This is a genomic window from Paraburkholderia sp. RAU6.4a, assembly GCF_050435625.1.
In the GTDB taxonomy this organism is placed as follows: Bacteria; Pseudomonadota; Gammaproteobacteria; order Burkholderiales; family Burkholderiaceae; genus Paraburkholderia; species Paraburkholderia tuberum.
Window position 1 is genome coordinate 1311113 of the sequence record NZ_JBNDKQ010000002.1, and the last position, 16147, is coordinate 1327259.

The window sequence follows — 16147 nt, forward strand, 5'->3', positions numbered from 1 at the left end:
TCGCGGCGCAGGGAGTTCGGTATCGTCGCATAGGTAGCGCGTCATATTGACGACAGACGACGATTGCGGCATAAAATGTTAAAAACATCGCCGATGTCATCAGGACGTCATCAAACCGTGAGAATTTCCGAGCGTCTTTCCGTCTCCATTTCAGACATTCCAATCTCGCCGCCGATGTCCGTCCGCTATCCCCTATTGAATCGCGAGCTGGGCATTCTGGGTTTCAACGAGCGTGTGTTGGCGCAAGCCGCCGATCCCGCCGTCCCCTTGCTCGAACGTCTCCGCTTTATCTGCATCACCAGTAGCAACCTCGACGAATTCTTCGAAGTCCGCATGGCCGGGCTTCAGGAACAGATGGGCGACAACCCCGGCGCATTGTCGCCCGACGGCATGTCGCTGCTTCACATGTACGACCTCGTGGTCGAACGTGCGCAGAAGCTCGTGCATCGCCAGTACACGATGCTGCACGACACGGTGCTCACCGCGCTCGAACAGGAAGGCATCTATTTCCACGGCAACGAAGCCTGGAGCGACGCGCAGACCGAATGGGCGCGCAACTACTTCTTCAACGAACTGCTGCCGGTGCTCACGCCGATCGGTCTCGACCCCGCGCATCCGTTTCCGCGCGTGCTGAACAAGAGCCTGAACTTCGTCGTCGAGCTCGAGGGCAAGGACGCGTTCGGCCGTCAGGCGATGATGGGCATCGTGCAGGCGCCGCGCGCGCTGCCGCGACTCGTGCGCATGCCGCAGGAGCTGTCGGGTTATCCGCATGGCTTCGTGCTGCTGAGCTCGCTGCTCCAACACTTTGTCGGCGAGCTGTTTCCGAATCTCTTCGTGCGCAGTTGCAATCAGTTTCGCATCACGCGCAACAGCGAGCTGTTCGTCGACGAAGACGAAATCACCAATCTGCGCGTCGCGTTGCAGGGCGAACTGCCGGCGCGGCATCTGGGCAATGCGGTGCGGCTCGAAGTGTCGGCGGAAACGCCCACGCATGTGGTGCGGCGCCTGCTCGACGAAAGCGGTCTGTCGAACAAGGACTGCTACTACGTGAACGGCCCCGTCAATCTGGTGCGGCTGATGCAGCTGCCCGAGATGGTCGACCGGCCCGATCTGAAGTTCGTGCCGCACATTCCGTCGACGCCGAGGCAGATCGCCAACAGCGCGAGCATGTTCGACGTGATCGATCAGGGCGACGTGCTGCTGCATCATCCGTACGAGAGCTTCCAGCCGGTGCTCGAGCTGCTGTTGCAGGCGGCCAAGGACCCGAACGTGGTCGCGATCAAGCAGACCATCTATCGGACCGGCACCGACTCGCCGCTGATGGATGCGCTGATGCAGGCCGCGCGCAACGGCAAGGAAGTCACGGTGGTCGTCGAGCTGCTCGCGCGCTTCGACGAGGAAACCAACATCAACTGGGCCTCGCAGCTCGAAGCGGTCGGCGCGCACGTGGTCTACGGCGTAGTCGGCCACAAGTGCCACGCGAAGATGATGCTGATCGTGCGACGCGTGTCGGCGGGCGGCAAGGCGAGCCTGAAGCGCTACGTGCACCTCGGCACGGGCAACTATCACCCGCGCACCGCGCGCCTCTATACCGATTTCGGTCTGATGACCGCCGATCAGAAGATCTGCGAGGACGTGCACCATGTGTTCCAGCAGCTCACCGGCATCGGCGGCGAGCTGAAGCTGCACGAGCTGTGGCAGTCGCCGTTCACGCTGCATCCGAAGCTCGTCGACGCGATCCGCAAGGAAGCCGAGCATGCGCGCGCGGGCAAGAAGGCGCGCATCGTCGCGAAGATGAACGCGCTGCTCGAGCCGACGGTGATCGCCGAGCTGTACGAAGCATCGCAGGCCGGCGTGAAGATCGATCTGATCGTGCGCGGCGTGTGCTCGCTGCAGCCGGGCGTGCAAGGGCTCTCCGAGAACATCACGGTGCGCTCGATCGTCGGGCGCTTTCTCGAACACCATCGCATCTACTACTTCTACGACGGCGGCAAGGAACAGGTCTATCTGTCGAGCGCCGACTGGATGGATCGCAATCTGTTCCGGCGCGTCGAAGTCGCATTCCCGGTCAACAACCGGCGACTGAAGCGGCGCGTGATCGCGGAAGGGCTGTCGGCGTTTCTCGGCGACAACCAGTCGGCCTGGTTGATGCAGAGCGACGGTCACTATCGCCGGCGCCGGCCGGGCAAGGCGTCGCGCAATGCTCAGATGAGTCTGCTCGGCAAGTTCTGTTCGTAGTCGCCCGCGTTTCGGGTGCTCGCCGCGATGGCGGGCACCCGACGATCCGCGCGCATAAAAAAACCGCCTTTTTCAGGCGGTTTTTTTATGCGTCGACCAGTCGTACGACTGCCGCGTTCAAACCTGTGCGGTTTGAACGCGCGCCGTCCGATACACCGGAAAGCGCACCGTGAACGTGCTGCCGCGCCCTTCTTCGCTCTTCACGTCGAGTTGCGCATCGTGCCGTTGCAGTACGTGCTTGACGATCGCGAGACCGAGCCCGGTGCCGCCCGTGTCGCGCGAACGGCTGCGATCGACGCGATAGAAGCGCTCGGTGAGCCGCGGGATATCGGCGGCCGGAATGCCGAAGCCGCTATCGGTGACCGAGAACACCGCATGGCCACCCTGCGCACGCCAGTTGACCTTGATCGAGCCGCCGTCCGGCGTGTAGCGGATCGCGTTCGTCACCAGATTGCCGAATGCGCTGAAAATCTCGGTTTCGACGCCGGTGACGGTCAGTGCTTCGTCGGCATCGAAGACGATCTTGTGATGATCGCTGGACAGGCTCTGCGCGTCGTCATGCAGATGCCGCAATACCGCGCGCATGTCGATCATCTGATCGCTCGGCGGCTTGTTGTCGCCTTCGAGCTTCGCGAGCACGAGCAGATCGCTGACGATATGACGCATGCGCGACGCCTGCTGCTCCATCAGCTCGAGATAACGCGCGCGCTCGGCTTCGCCCAACGGCAGCTCGCGCATCGTCTCGAGAAAGCCGGACAACACCGTGAGCGGCGTTTTCAATTCGTGCGACACGTTGGCGACGAAGTCACGCCGCATCGCATCGGTGCGCTCGAGCTCGGTGATGTCCTGCGACAGCACGAGCTTGCGATTGTCGCCGTAAGGAAACACCTGCACCGACAGCACGTTCTGGCGCTTGTCGCCCATGCCGCGCATGATCAGCATTTCCTCGTACCGATGCGAATTCAGATAGCGCACGAAATCCGGATGACGCACCAGATGCGTGATGTGCTGACGCAGATCGCGCTTCGCATCGAGCCCAAAGTGGCTTTCGGAAATCGCGTTGCACCACTCGATCTGATCATGATCGTCGAGCATCGCGACACCGTTAGGCGACGCCTGGATCGCCTGGATGAAACGCGAATGCTGCTGCTCGACCTGTCGCACCTGGGCATGCCAGCGCTTCGCGAGCTTGTGCAGACGGTAATAGATTTCGCCCCAGATGCCGGGGGCGCTCGGCACTTCGCCGTACACCGGCGCGTCGAGCAGACGCCACAGACGCTGCTTGTGGAAGGTACTGAAGACACTCTGTGCGAGCAGCAGGACGATGGCGAGAGCGAGCCCTGCCTTGACGTTCAGCAGTGCGCCGACCACCGCGCACAGAACAGCAAGCAGCACGACCGACACGATGGAGCGCGCCCAGATGATGTTCATGGTCTAGCGATCGAAGAGAAAATACAGCGCAGGAGGGAGGTACGGCGGCACAGCGCCATGCGATGCAGCGCGCCGCCGACGGCTATCAGGCGCTCTTCGCCAGCCGGTAACCGCTGCCGCGTACCGTTTCAATCATAGCATCGCACCCGGCCGGCTTGAGTGCCGCGCGCAGACGCTTGATATGCACGTCGACGGTCCGCTCTTCGACGAACACGTGATCGCCCCACACCTGATCGAGCAGTTGCGTGCGGCTGTGCACGCGCTCCGGGTGAGTCATGAAGAAGTGCAGCAGACGGAATTCGGTCGGGCCGAGATCGAGCTTGATCTCGCTGCCTTCCGCATGCGCGGCGACGCGGTGCGTGGCCGGATCGAGCTTCAGGCCATTGATTGCGACCACGTCTTCGGTCAGCTGCGGCGCGCGGCGGCGCAGCACCGCCTTGATGCGCGCCATCAGTTCCTTCGGCGAGAACGGCTTCGTCACGTAGTCGTCGGCGCCGATCTCGAGGCCGAGCACCTTGTCCTGCTCGTCGCCTCGCGCGGTCAGCATGATGATCGGGATATGCTTCGTACGCTCGTTGTTGCGCAGATCGCGCGCGAACGAAATACCCGATTTACCCGGCAACATCCAGTCGAGCAGCACGAGATCGGGCAGTACGTCGCTGATCAGGTTTTGCGCCTGCTCCGCGTTGTACGCGCGAATCGGGCAGTGCCCGGCGTGTTGAAGATTGACCGAAATCAGTTCGGAAATGGCGGGCTCATCTTCAATGACGAGAATGCTGCTGGGCATCGGCACCTCTGTTCCTTATCTCTGGATTAGCTGAGCGCTTCGCGTTCGAGCGCGTCGCGCGACTGGTGCCGCACGTCGGTACCCTTGACGATGTAGATGATGAATTCCGCGATGTTCTTCGCGTGGTCGCCGATCCGCTCGATTGCCTTCGCGATGAACAGGAAGTCGAGGCCCACCGAGATCGAACGCGGATCTTCGGTCATATACGAAATCAGCTTGCGCACGAACGCGCGGAATTCCTCGTCGATCGCCTTGTCGTCGCGCACGATCTGCGCGGCGGCGACCGTGTCCAGACGCGCGAACGCGTCCAGCGCACGGCGCAGGATCGACACGGCCATTTCGCCCGACAGCTTGATCTCGGCGATGTTGATGGTGCGCGATGCGCCGTCTTCCATCAGACGCTTGGTGCGCTTCGCGATCTTTTCGGCTTCGTCGCCGGCGCGCTCGAGGTTCGTGATGGTCTTCGAGATCGCGATCAGCAAGCGCAGATCGCGCGCGGCCGGCTGACGGCGCGCGATGATGTTGCTGCACTCTTCGTCGATCTCGACTTCCATCTTGTTCAGACGGTCTTCGGCGACGATCACCTGCTCGGCGATGTCGAGGTCGAATTCGTTGAGCGCCTGCATCGCGTTGACGATCTGCGATTCGACGAGACCGCCCATTTCGAGCACCTTCGACGAAACGAGGTTGAGGTCGGCGTCGAACTGGCTGGACAGATGTTTATCGGACATGTCGTACTCCGTTGTATTGCCCGGCGGATTAGCCGAAGCGGCCAGTGATGTAGTCCTCGGTTTCCTTGCGGACCGGCTTGATGAAGATCTTTTCGGTGTCGCCGAATTCGATCAGTTCGCCGAGGTACATATAGGCAGTGTAGTCCGAACAGCGGGCCGCCTGCTGCATGTTGTGCGTGACGATCACCACCGTGTAGTCGCTCTTGAGTTCAGCGATCAGCTCTTCGATACGGCCCGTCGAAATCGGGTCGAGCGCCGAGCACGGCTCGTCGAGCAGCAGCACTTCGGGGCGAATTGCAATACCGCGCGCGATGCACAGACGCTGCTGCTGGCCGCCCGACAAACCGTAGCCGCTCTGGCCGAGCTTGTCCTTCACCTCGTTCCACAGCGCCGCCTTGGTCAGCGCCCATTCGACGCGGTCGTCCATTTCCGAGCGCGACAGCTTCTCGAACATCTTCACGCCGAAAGCGATGTTGTCGTAGATCGACATCGGGAACGGCGTCGGCTTCTGGAACACCATGCCGATGCGCGCGCGCAGCAGCGAAATGTCCTGGCGCATGGTCAGCAGGTTTTCGCCGTCCATCACGATCTCGCCTTCCGCGCGCTGCTCCGGATAGAGCGCGTACATCTTGTTGAAGGTACGCAGCAGCGTGGACTTGCCGCAGCCCGACGGGCCGATGAACGCGGTCACCTTGCCTTCGGGAATCTGCAGATTGATGTTCTTCAGCGCGTGATACTTGCCGTAGAAGAAGTTGAGGTCCTTGACCTCGATCTTCGGACGCGACGGGGTTTGCGCTTGAGCGCTGTGTTCGGGGTCGGAGCCCGCGGGCGCGGCTGCGTGCCCGATCGGATTGAGTTGGGTTTCTGCCATGTTCATCGGATTCACTCCGCCCTTACTTGTTCGAGAAGATCGTGCGCGCGAGGACGTTCAGTCCCAGCACCGCGAGCGTGATCAGAAAGACGCCGGCCCACGCGAGCGATTGCCACTGCGCGAACGGGCTCATCGCAAACTTGTAGATCGTGACCGGCAGGTTCGCGACCGGCTGACCCATATCGACCGAGAAGAACTGGTTCGACAAAGCGGTGAAGAGCAGCGGTGCGGTTTCGCCGGCAATTCGCGCGACACCGAGCAGCACACCGGTGACGATGCCCGCGATCGACGCCTTCAGCGTGATCGACAGCACCATCTTCCACTTCGGCGTGCCGAGCGCGAACGCGGCTTCACGCATCGCATTCGGCACGAGCTTCAGCATGTTTTCGGTCGTGCGAATCACGATCGGAATCTGCAGCAGCGCCAGTGAGAGCACGCCGGCCCAGCCGCTGAAGTGGCCCATCTTCACGACGACGAGCGCGTAGACGAACAGACCGATGACGATCGACGGCGCCGACAGCAGGATATCGTTGATGAAGCGCGTGAGGTTCGCGAGCCAGCCTTTCTGGCCGTATTCGGCGAGATAGACGCCCGCCATGATGCCGATCGGCGTGCCGACGAAGGTCGCGAGCCCGACCAGCAACAGGCTGCCGACGATCGCATTGGCGAGACCGCCGCCATCGGTGTTCGGCGGCGGCGTCGACTGCGTGAACAGCTCGATCGACAGACCACCGATACCGAGACGCAGCGTCGTATAGAGAATCCACACGAGCCACAGCAGGCCGAACGCCATCGCCGCGAGCGACAGCGTCAGCGCAAGCGCGTTGGTCATGCGACGGCGCCCTTGCAGACGCACGCGCATCGTTTCCAGCGTCGCGGCGTCCTTCAGACCCGGCATGTTCAGGGACGGCCCGCTCATTTCGCGCCCTCCCCTTTCTCGAGACGCAGCAGCATCATTTTCGAAATCGCCAGCACGATGAATGTAATCACGAACAGGATCAGGCCGAGCTCCATCAGCGCCGACGTATGCAGGCCCGGCTCCGCTTCCGCGAACTCGTTGGCGAGCGCCGACGTGATGCTGTTGCCCGGCGAAAACAGCGAAATATTGTCGAGCAGGTTGGTGTTGCCGATTACGAACGTGACCGCCATCGTCTCACCCAGCGCGCGGCCGAGACCGAGCATGACGCCGCCGATCACACCGCTCCTGGTGAACGGCAGCACGATCTTCCACATCACTTCCCACGTCGTGCAGCCGATACCGTACGCCGATTCCTTCAGCAGCACCGGCGTCACTTCGAACACGTCGCGCATCACCGCTGCGATGTACGGGATGATCATGATCGCAAGGATCACGCCCGCGCACAGAATGCCGATGCCGATCGGCGGACCGGCGAACAGCGCGCCGACGATCGGAATGCCGCCGAGCACCGCGCCTAGCGGCTTCTGGAACCACACCGCGAAGATCGGCGCGAACACGAGCAGACCCCACATGCCGTACACGATCGACGGAATCGCGGCGAGCAGCTCGATCGCGATGCCGAGCGGCCGGCGCAGCCACGCGGGCGACAGTTCGGTCAGAAATAGCGCGATACCGAAGCTGACGGGCACCGCGATAAGGAGAGCGATGATCGACGTCGCGAGAGTGCCGTAGATCGGCACGAGCGCGCCGAATTGGTTGCTGGGTGGATCCCACACCGCCGTCCACAGGAACGCGAGACCGAACTCGCGAATCGACGGCATCGAGGCGACGATCAGCGACACGATGATGCCGCCGAGCAGCAGCAGCGTGACGATGGCGGAAAGGCGTGCGAGGCCGCCGAAGATCACATCGCCCGAGCGGCCAGGCGCTTTTTGCTGCGACGCGCGGCCAGGCGGAGTGGCCCGGCTCGTGCCGGACGCTAAATGAATATCGGACATGAGAGCCTGAGGGACCTGTTTCCAGTTGCCGGACGACACATGTCGGGCGGTCGGTGATGCATGCGGCGCATGCCGCGTGAAAGTCACAGGCCGTCCTCGCACGAGGACGGCCGGGGTGCTACAGGGCGCGGCCCAGATCGACCGCGCCAGCTTACGCCTGTTACTCGGCGAGCGTCTTGCCTGCCGAATCCTTGACCTTCTGCTTCCACTGCGTGCGGATTTCCGAGACGACCGACTGCGGCAGCGAGATGTAGTCCAGATCGTTCGCAGCCTGGCCGCCGTTCTTGAACGCCCAGTCGAAGAACTTCAGCGTTTCCGAGCCTTGCGGTGCCTTGTCCTGCGTCGTGTGCAGCAGCACGAACGTCGCGCCAACGATCGGCCATGCGTTCTTGCCCGGCTCGTTCGTCAGGATCTGATAGAACGACTTCGACCAGTCGGCGCCAGCCGCCGCTGCCTTGAACGTGTCGGTCTCCGGCTGAACCACCGCGCCGGATTCGTTCTTCATCGCGACGTAGTTCATGTGGTTCTGCTTGGCGTACGCCCATTCGACGTAACCGATCGCGCCCGGCAGACGCTGCACGAAAGCCGCGACGCCGTCGTTGCCCTTGCCGCCCGTGCCGGTCGGCCAGTTGACCGTCGCACCTTCACCGACCTTCGTCTTCCATTCCGGGTTGACCTTCGACAGGTAGTTCGTCCAGATGAAGCTGGTGCCCGAACCGTCGGCGCGGCGCACCACGGCGATGTCCAGATCCGGCAGCTTGACCTTCGGGTTCAGCGCGACGATTGCCGGGTCGTTCCACTTCTTGATCTTGCCCAGGTAGATGTCACCGAGCACTTCACCCGACAGCACCAGTTCGCCCGGCTTGACGCCCGGCACGTTGACTGCCGGCACCACGCCGCCGACCACCGTCGGGAACTGGAACAGGCCTGCCTTCGCGAGTTCGTCGTCCTTCAGCGGAGCGTCCGACCCTGCGAAATCGACGGTCTTCGCCTCGATCTGCTTGATGCCGCCCGACGAACCGATGCCTTGGTAGTTAACCTTGCCGCCGCCGGTCTTCTGATAAGCGTCGGCCCACTTCGTGTAAATCGGTGCCGCGAACGTGCTGCCCGCGCCGGTGATGTCTGCGGCTTGCGCTGCGATTGCGAAGAGCGCGCCAGCGACGCCAGCGAACACGGTTTGCATCAATTTCATGAGACCTCCAAGGGGGTGTGAGCGTGTGGTGTGAGCGTGAAACTCGAACACCGCGAAGCTTAGGGTCTCTTTATGACAAAAACGTGACTGATAATGAATCAGATGTGACAGTAATATTACCCCGTGAAAGGTGCCGAAGCCGCCGAATTGCCGCTGTGCCGATGCCCGTTGCATCGCATTTTTCGAGGTAGACAAAAAAGATGGGGCGCGAACGTTTGCGCTGCGCGCGGAGGACGTTTTTGTGCGGGATGTGCCGTCCTTTTGGCGGCTGCGGAGTGGATTCGATGGGGTGAGGAATGAGCCTTCGTTGGGTGTGAAAGCCCGGCCGCCCAGTTTATGGAGCCCGCTGAATCTTCTGCTTGCGACGCTCAGGCAGGCGGCAAGCGGTCGCCACCGCCCGCCGTCGACTCGGGAATCGATCAGGCCGTCGCTACCCGCACGGCTTCGGCAATCGCTTCAGAATGCTCGAGCGCGTCCGCGGCGTTCTGCGCCTCCACCATCACGCGCAGTACCGGCTCGGTGCCCGACGCGCGGATCAGCACGCGGCCGCGGCCGTCGAGCGCGCCTTCGGCCACCTTGATCGCACTGCGGATCGTCTCGCTGCCCTTCCAGTCCGAGCCGGGCTTCATGCGCACGTTGATCAGCTTCTGCGGAAACAGGGTGACACCGTCGAGCAGATCCGTGAGCGATTTGCCGCTGCGCTGCATCGCCGCCAGCACGAGCAGAGCGGACACGATGCCGTCGCCGGTCGAATGGCGATCGAGTGACAGGATGTGGCCTGAACCTTCGGCGCCGAGCTGCCAGCCGTGCTCGCGAAGCTGTTCGAGCACATAGCGGTCGCCGACCGCGGCGCGCACGAACTTGACGCCGGCATTCTGCAGCGCGACCTCCACGGCCATGTTGGTCATCAGCGTGCCGACCGCTCCTTCCACGTGGCCGGCGGTCGCGATACGGTCCTTGACCAGCACGTACAACAGCTCGTCGCCGTTGAAAAGGCGGCCAGACTCGTCGACGACCTGCAGACGGTCGGCGTCGCCATCGAGCGCGATACCGAGGTCCGCGTGGTTCGCGCGCACCGCGCGAACCAGCGCATCCGGCGCGGTCGCGCCGACGCCGTCGTTGATATTGAAGCCGTTCGGCGAGACGCCGATCGGGATCACTTCCGCGCCGAGCTCATGGAACACGTGCGGCGCGACGTCGTACGCGGCGCCATGCGCGCAATCGACGACGAGCTTCATGCCGCGCAGGTCGTACGCGGCCGGGAACGTGCTCTTGCAGAACTCGATGTAGCGGCCACCTGCGTCATCGAGACGGCGCGCTTTGCCCAGTTGCTCGGAGGCCGCGCACGCGAGCGGCAGTTCGAGCTGCTCCTCGATCTGCGCCTCGACGTCGTCCGGCAGCTTGTTGCCGTCGGCCGAGAAGAACTTGATGCCGTTGTCGTAGTACGGGTTGTGCGATGCGCTGATCACGACACCCGCGGCAAGCCGCAGTGCGCGCGTCAGATAGGCGATGCCGGGTGTCGGCATCGGGCCGGCCAGCATCACGTCGACGCCGGCGGCCGAGAAGCCCGATTCGAGCGCGGCTTCGAGCATGTAGCCCGACACCCGCGTGTCCTTGCCGATCAGCACGGTCGGACGGGTGCCTGTTTTCGCCCATTGATCGGCGCCCGCGAGCACCTTGCCGGCCGCATAGCCGAGCCGCAACACGAATTCCGGCGTGATCGGGCCTTCGCCGACCTTGCCCCGAATGCCGTCCGTTCCGAAGTAACGACGTGCCATGTTTGTTCTCCCTGTCCGTGGCTGCGGGTTCAACCGTGCGCGCGGCTCTGCTTGTCCGCGTCGCGCAGGGTTGCCCATACTTTCAATGCATCGACTGTTTGCGCGACGTCGTGTACGCGCAGAATCGCGGCGCCCCGTTCGGCCGCGCACACCGCCGCGGCGATGCTGCCGGCCACGCGCTCCGGCGCCGGCCGCCCCGTCACCGCGCCAACCATCGACTTGCGCGACATGCCCGCAAGAATCGGATACGGCGAAGCGGCGCGCGGGGCCGTGTCGCGCAGATGCGCGAGCAGCGCGTAGTTATGCTCGACGACGACCTTGCCGAAGCCGAAACCCGGATCGACGCTGATACGCTCGCGCGCAATCCCCGCCTGCTGCAACGTCGCGACACGCTCCTCGAGGAAGTGGCGCACTTCGCCGACGACGTCGTCATAGTGCGGCTCGCCCAGCTGCATGGTCTGCGGCTCACCTAGCATATGCATGACACAAAGGCCGCAGTCGCTGTCGCGCACCGCGTCGATCGCGCCGGGCATGCGGAAGCCCCAGATGTCGTTGATCAGGTCGGCGCCCGCGTTCAACGCATGACGCATCACTTCCGGCTTGTACGTATCAACCGACAATGGCACGTTCGCGCCACGCAGTTGCTCGACGAGCGGCAACACGCGCTCCAGCTCTTCGTCGAGCGGCACCGGCGGCGCGCCAGGACGCGTCGATTCCCCGCCGATATCGATGATGTCCGCGCCCTCGAGCATCATGCGCTCGGCCTGGCGCAGCGCATCGCCGCGTGTCGCGAACTTGCCGCCATCGGAAAAGGAATCGGGAGTGACGTTCAGGATGCCCATGACCAACGGGCGTTCGAACGTCAGCTTGAAGCGGCCACACTGCAGCGGCTCTGGAAGGGGTACGGAAGAAGAATCGACTTTCGACACGTAGCAATGCTTCACTTGGAACGGATAAATGCAAAACGGGCCGGTGTGTAGCACACCGGCCCGCACTTTCTACTGGCTGCCGATCAGGCCGGCGCGGTTGCGCTGCCCGGCTTGACTTCGGTGCCCGGGCTGCCGCCCGACGAGGCGTCGCTTGCCGACGGCGGCGAGCTCTTCGGCGAACGCGGCGGACGGCCTGCCATGATGTCGTTGATCTGATCGGCGTCGATCGTCTCCCACTCCATCAGTGCGGCGGTCATCGCTTCGACCTTGTCGCGGTTCTCTTCGAGCAGGCGCCGTGCGAGATTGTACTGCTCGTCCAGCACATGACGGATTTCCGCGTCGACCTTCTGTTGCGTCGCTTCCGAAATGGTCCGCGTGAAGCCTCGGCCGAACGGCGAAGCGTCGTTCTCGTCATCGACATAGACCATCGGTCCGAGCGCATCCGTCATGCCGAAGCGGGCAACCATTGCGCGAGCCGTCTGCGTCGCTTTGTTGAAGTCGTCCGACGCACCGGTGCTGATCAGGTTCAGGAACAGCTCTTCCGCGACGCGGCCACCGAACAGGATGGCAAGACGGTCGAGCAGATATTCCTTCGAGTACGTTTCGTTGTCATGCTCCGGCAACTGCCATGTGACGCCCAGCGCACGGCCGCGCGGAATGATCGTGACCTTGTGCACCGGATCGGCCTTCGGCAACAGCTTCGCGATCACCGCATGACCCGATTCGTGATACGCGGTAGCACGCTTCGATTCTTCGCGGATCACAGCCGACTTGCGCTCTGGACCCATGAAGATCTTGTCCTTCGCGTCCTCGAAGTCCGTCATTTCGACGATGCGCTTGCCGCGGCGCGCCGCGAACAGTGCCGCTTCGTTGACGAGGTTTGCGAGATCTGCGCCCGAGAAACCCGGCGTGCCGCGCGCGATCACTGCCGCATCGACGTCGTTCGAGATCGGCACCTTGCGCAGGTGCACCTTCATGATGTGCTCGCGGCCGCGAATATCGGGCAGACCCACGTACACCTGACGGTCGAAACGGCCCGGACGCAACAGCGCCTTGTCGAGCACATCCGAACGGTTCGTCGCGGCGATGACGATGACGCCCGAGTTCGCCTCGAAGCCGTCCATTTCGACGAGCATCTGGTTCAGCGTCTGTTCGCGCTCGTCGTTACCGCCGCCCATGCCGGCGCCTCGATGACGGCCGACCGCGTCGATTTCGTCGATGAACACGATACACGGTGCGTGCTTCTTGGCCTGCTCGAACATGTCGCGCACGCGAGCCGCGCCGACGCCGACGAACATTTCCACGAAATCTGAACCTGAAATGCTGAAGAACGGCACCTTCGCCTCGCCGGCGATGGCGCGCGCGAGCAGCGTCTTACCGGTTCCCGGCGGGCCAACGAGCAGCACGCCGCGCGGAATACGACCACCGAGCTTCTGGAATTTCTGCGGATCGCGCAGGAAGTCGACGAGTTCCGACACTTCTTCCTTGGCTTCGTCGCAACCGGCGACGTCGGTGAAATTGATTGCGTTGTTGTTCTCGTCGATCAGTCGCGCGCGCGACTTGCCAAACGAGAAGGCCCCGCCTTTGCCGCCCCCCTGCATCTGTCGCATCATGTAAAACCAGAAACCGATGATCAGGATCGTCGGTCCGAGGTAATACAGCACGGACATCAGTGCATTGGGTTCGTCGTCAGCCTTGCCGCTCACCTGTACGCCATACTTCATCAGATCGCCGACCATCCAGATGTCGCCGGGCGACACGATCTGGTACTTCTGGCCGTCTGCTGGAGTGACCGTGAGGTTCCGCCCCTGGACAATGACGTTCTTGACTTTGCCGTTCTTCGCGTCGTCCATGAACTGCGAATAGGAAACGCCTTCCTGGACACGGGGCTTGTCGAACTGCTTGAACACCGTAAACAGCACCAGTGCGATCACCAGCCACACTGCTGCTTTCGAAAACATATTGTTGTTCAAAGCACCACTCCTTCACTTAGACGGGCGCCTACATTTGCCTTGCGGCACCACGAAAGCATTCTAATCCAGTCCGCAGACCCCTGCCATAAGGTTTCACTACCACGGAAATAGGGTAGCGGGCCGGCTTGACGCCCGTCTCCGGACGCATCGGGCTAATTATTGGCAGAGATGGAACCGGCTCGCCGCATCCCTATGCGGGACGCTTCAGATGCTTACCCAAAATAAATGTTTCTGACGATTTATCCCGCGACGCCTTCGGCTTGCGGGCCGCCACCACCTTGAATTGGCGTTTGAACTTTTCGACAATCTGACTATATCCGCTGCCATGAAAGCATTTGACTAAAAGGGCACCATCCGGCTTCAGGTGATTTTGCGCGAATTCGAGCGCGAGATCGCATAAATGCTCGATCCGCGCCGCATCCGCGATCGCCACGCCCGACAGGTTGGGCGCCATATCCGAAATTACAAGGTCTACCTGGCGCGCACCGACCAATTCTTCGAGCTGGACCAGCACCGAGTCTTCGCGGAAATCGCCCTGGATGAAGTGCACGTCGGCCACCGGCTCCATCGGCAGAATGTCCAAAGCGATGATCGTGCCGTCGATGCCACCTTCGCGCTCCGCGTTGCGCTGCGAGCCGCCCGCAAGCTTGTTGCGCACGTACTGGCTCCAGCTGCCCGGCGAGGAACCGAGATCGACGATCACCTGCCCGGGACGGATCAGCTTGTCCTGCTCGTCGATTTCCTTGAGTTTGTAGGCCGCGCGGGCGCGATAACCTTCCCGCTGCGCCATTTTGACGTACGGATCGTTGATGTGGTCGTGCAGCCACGCGGTATTGAACTTGTTTTTTGCCATTAAAGATTTAACTATTGCTGCGTCGGGTCGCGCTTTAGGGGATAATACGCGGTTAATTCGCGCGGCCCCCGCCAGACTGGCGGCGATCCGCGATTCTGTTGTTCTGACGCGCGCCCTGCTGAATCGAGTCGCCCGAATCGCTCGGCGATCGGACGAAAACGCAGGAGCCGCCATTTTAGTCGAGTCTTCCACTTTCCATGCCAGCCCTCAAAGTCTCTTCCGACCAACGCGCCGAGTTGCGCTCCCAGGCACATGCGCTCAAACCGGTCGTGCTCGTCGGCGCCGAAGGCTTGACCGACGCTGTGCTCGCCGAAATCAAGGTGCACCTCGCCGCGCATCAACTGATCAAAATTCGCGTGTTCGGCGATGAGCGCGAGGAGCGCATCGCTATCTACGAAGAAATCTGCGACGCGCTGAACGCTGCACCGATCCAGCATATCGGCAAGCTGCTCGTGATCTGGAAGCCAGAATCGGCACAGCCGGCGGCAAAAGCGAAGCGCGGCGCGTTGCCGAGCGCCCGCGAAGCGGCAGCCGAAGAAACCCGGCCGGCCAAGGGACGCGCACCCCGCATCGTCAAGGTCGCCAAGCCGACCGACGTGCCGATGCGCAAGCCGCGAGCGAAAGCGGTGCTGGTGCGCGGCAATGAACGCGTGACGCAGGGCGGCAACATCAAGCGCGCGAAGAAGCGTCAAACCAGCGCAAAGCGTTCGCATCAGTCGAAGTAAGAGAACACGCGCCCAAGGTGCGGACCGACTCCGCACTGCGCATTGGCGGCCTTGAGCGCGAGGCCCGAAGCAGCGCGAATGAACCGTAGTTGGACACCGGAATCGCGACGATTCGTCGCAATGTGAGGTTCATCGCGAGCATCGGCATCGACCCCGCGGCCATGGCACGCGCACCGTCACACCATCAGCCACCCGCGAGCTTCAGCCCGCCACCTTGCCCGTGACGCCGCGCGCGCCCTCTTCCTCGGCCGCGGCACCAACAGGCGCCGGCAGCAGCCAAACGAGCGCAACCCCTAGCAGGCTCTCGATCAGGTAGAACAGACTGGACACGCCATGCAGGATGCCGAAGCGCGTCGCATAAACGGAATGCCCGATGTCGCTGCCCGCCTCGAGCGCCGCCACGCGCATCGCGTTCATGAACGGCTGCAACGCGAAATAGCCAACCAGCACGCATACGAGCATACCGGCGAGCAGCCAGCGCAAGCGGCGATATGCGCCACTCCCGCGCCGCACGAGCAAATTGGCGAGACCGAGCAGCAAAATGCCGCACACGACGCCAATCACACCCTGAATACGAAACAGCTGCGCGGCGACGGCGCCCGCCGTCATCCGGTCGAGCGTCGTGAACAGCACGGGCGCAACCGCATAGCCGATAGTCAACAGACTACCGACCCACACCACCGTCAACAGGCGGAAAAAACGATGCGGCATCAAAGACACCG

The 16147-nt window shown here is 62.6% G+C and carries 14 protein-coding genes; 2 read left to right on the top strand and 12 right to left on the bottom strand.

What is annotated here, in order from left to right; translation table 11 throughout:
• The first annotated feature begins 174 nt into the window (after positions 1 to 174).
• Positions 175 to 2238: a polyphosphate kinase 1 gene (gene ppk1 / locus OKW40_RS10700; protein ID WP_090801097.1), complete on the top strand. Its 2064-nt coding sequence runs from the start codon at positions 175 to 177 to the stop codon at positions 2236 to 2238.
• A 117-nt stretch (positions 2239 to 2355) separates the two neighbouring features.
• On the opposite strand, the gene phoR is transcribed toward ppk1, so the two are convergent.
• From phoR to OKW40_RS10755, 11 genes are all read right to left on the bottom strand, one after another.
• Positions 2356 to 3669, bottom strand: a complete 1314-nt coding sequence (phoR, locus tag OKW40_RS10705) for a phosphate regulon sensor histidine kinase PhoR (RefSeq protein ID WP_429489662.1) — start codon at positions 3667 to 3669, stop codon at positions 2356 to 2358.
• A gap of 85 nt (positions 3670 to 3754) precedes the next feature.
• Positions 3755 to 4456, bottom strand: a complete 702-nt coding sequence (gene phoB, locus OKW40_RS10710) for a phosphate regulon transcriptional regulator PhoB (RefSeq protein WP_085480866.1) — start codon at positions 4454 to 4456, stop codon at positions 3755 to 3757.
• A gap of 26 nt (positions 4457 to 4482) precedes the next feature.
• The gene (gene phoU / locus OKW40_RS10715) at positions 4483 to 5187 is read right to left on the bottom strand and encodes a phosphate signaling complex protein PhoU (protein ID WP_027198295.1); all 705 of its coding nucleotides are present in this window, start codon (positions 5185 to 5187) and stop codon (positions 4483 to 4485) included.
• Between the two features lie 28 nt (positions 5188 to 5215).
• Positions 5216 to 6064: a phosphate ABC transporter ATP-binding protein PstB gene (pstB, locus tag OKW40_RS10720; RefSeq protein WP_184061444.1), complete on the bottom strand. Its 849-nt coding sequence runs from the start codon at positions 6062 to 6064 to the stop codon at positions 5216 to 5218.
• A gap of 16 nt (positions 6065 to 6080) precedes the next feature.
• Positions 6081 to 6977, bottom strand: a complete 897-nt coding sequence (pstA, locus tag OKW40_RS10725) for a phosphate ABC transporter permease PstA (RefSeq protein ID WP_187610850.1) — start codon at positions 6975 to 6977, stop codon at positions 6081 to 6083.
• Entirely contained in the window at positions 6974 to 7975 is a 1002-nt protein-coding gene (pstC, locus tag OKW40_RS10730; protein WP_429489664.1) for a phosphate ABC transporter permease PstC, read from the bottom strand. The genes pstA and pstC overlap by 4 nt, the downstream gene beginning before the upstream one ends.
• Positions 7976 to 8135: 160 nt before the next feature.
• Positions 8136 to 9167, bottom strand: a complete 1032-nt coding sequence (pstS, locus tag OKW40_RS10735) for a phosphate ABC transporter substrate-binding protein PstS (RefSeq protein ID WP_184061442.1) — start codon at positions 9165 to 9167, stop codon at positions 8136 to 8138.
• Between the two features lie 419 nt (positions 9168 to 9586).
• Positions 9587 to 10945, bottom strand: a complete 1359-nt coding sequence (gene glmM / locus OKW40_RS10740; RefSeq protein WP_429489666.1) for a phosphoglucosamine mutase — start codon at positions 10943 to 10945, stop codon at positions 9587 to 9589.
• A gap of 29 nt (positions 10946 to 10974) precedes the next feature.
• A complete protein-coding gene (folP, locus tag OKW40_RS10745; RefSeq protein ID WP_409259409.1) occupies positions 10975 to 11874 on the bottom strand; it encodes a dihydropteroate synthase in 900 nt (299 codons plus the stop codon).
• 83 nt (positions 11875 to 11957) lie between these two features.
• Positions 11958 to 13847: an ATP-dependent zinc metalloprotease FtsH gene (ftsH, locus tag OKW40_RS10750; protein ID WP_018421239.1), complete on the bottom strand. Its 1890-nt coding sequence runs from the start codon at positions 13845 to 13847 to the stop codon at positions 11958 to 11960.
• A 190-nt stretch (positions 13848 to 14037) separates the two neighbouring features.
• The gene (locus tag OKW40_RS10755) at positions 14038 to 14700 is read right to left on the bottom strand and encodes an RlmE family RNA methyltransferase (protein ID WP_184028328.1); all 663 of its coding nucleotides are present in this window, start codon (positions 14698 to 14700) and stop codon (positions 14038 to 14040) included.
• A gap of 197 nt (positions 14701 to 14897) precedes the next feature.
• Between OKW40_RS10755 and OKW40_RS10760 the strand changes: the two genes are divergently transcribed.
• Positions 14898 to 15425: a YhbY family RNA-binding protein gene (locus tag OKW40_RS10760; RefSeq protein ID WP_026225945.1), complete on the top strand. Its 528-nt coding sequence runs from the start codon at positions 14898 to 14900 to the stop codon at positions 15423 to 15425.
• Between the two features lie 201 nt (positions 15426 to 15626).
• On the opposite strand, the gene OKW40_RS10765 is transcribed toward OKW40_RS10760, so the two are convergent.
• Positions 15627 to 16136 carry a DUF4149 domain-containing protein gene (locus OKW40_RS10765; protein WP_026225946.1) on the bottom strand — a complete coding sequence of 170 codons (510 nt, stop codon included), beginning with the start codon at positions 16134 to 16136 and terminating at the stop codon, positions 15627 to 15629.
• Between the last annotated feature and the right edge of the window lie 11 nt (positions 16137 to 16147).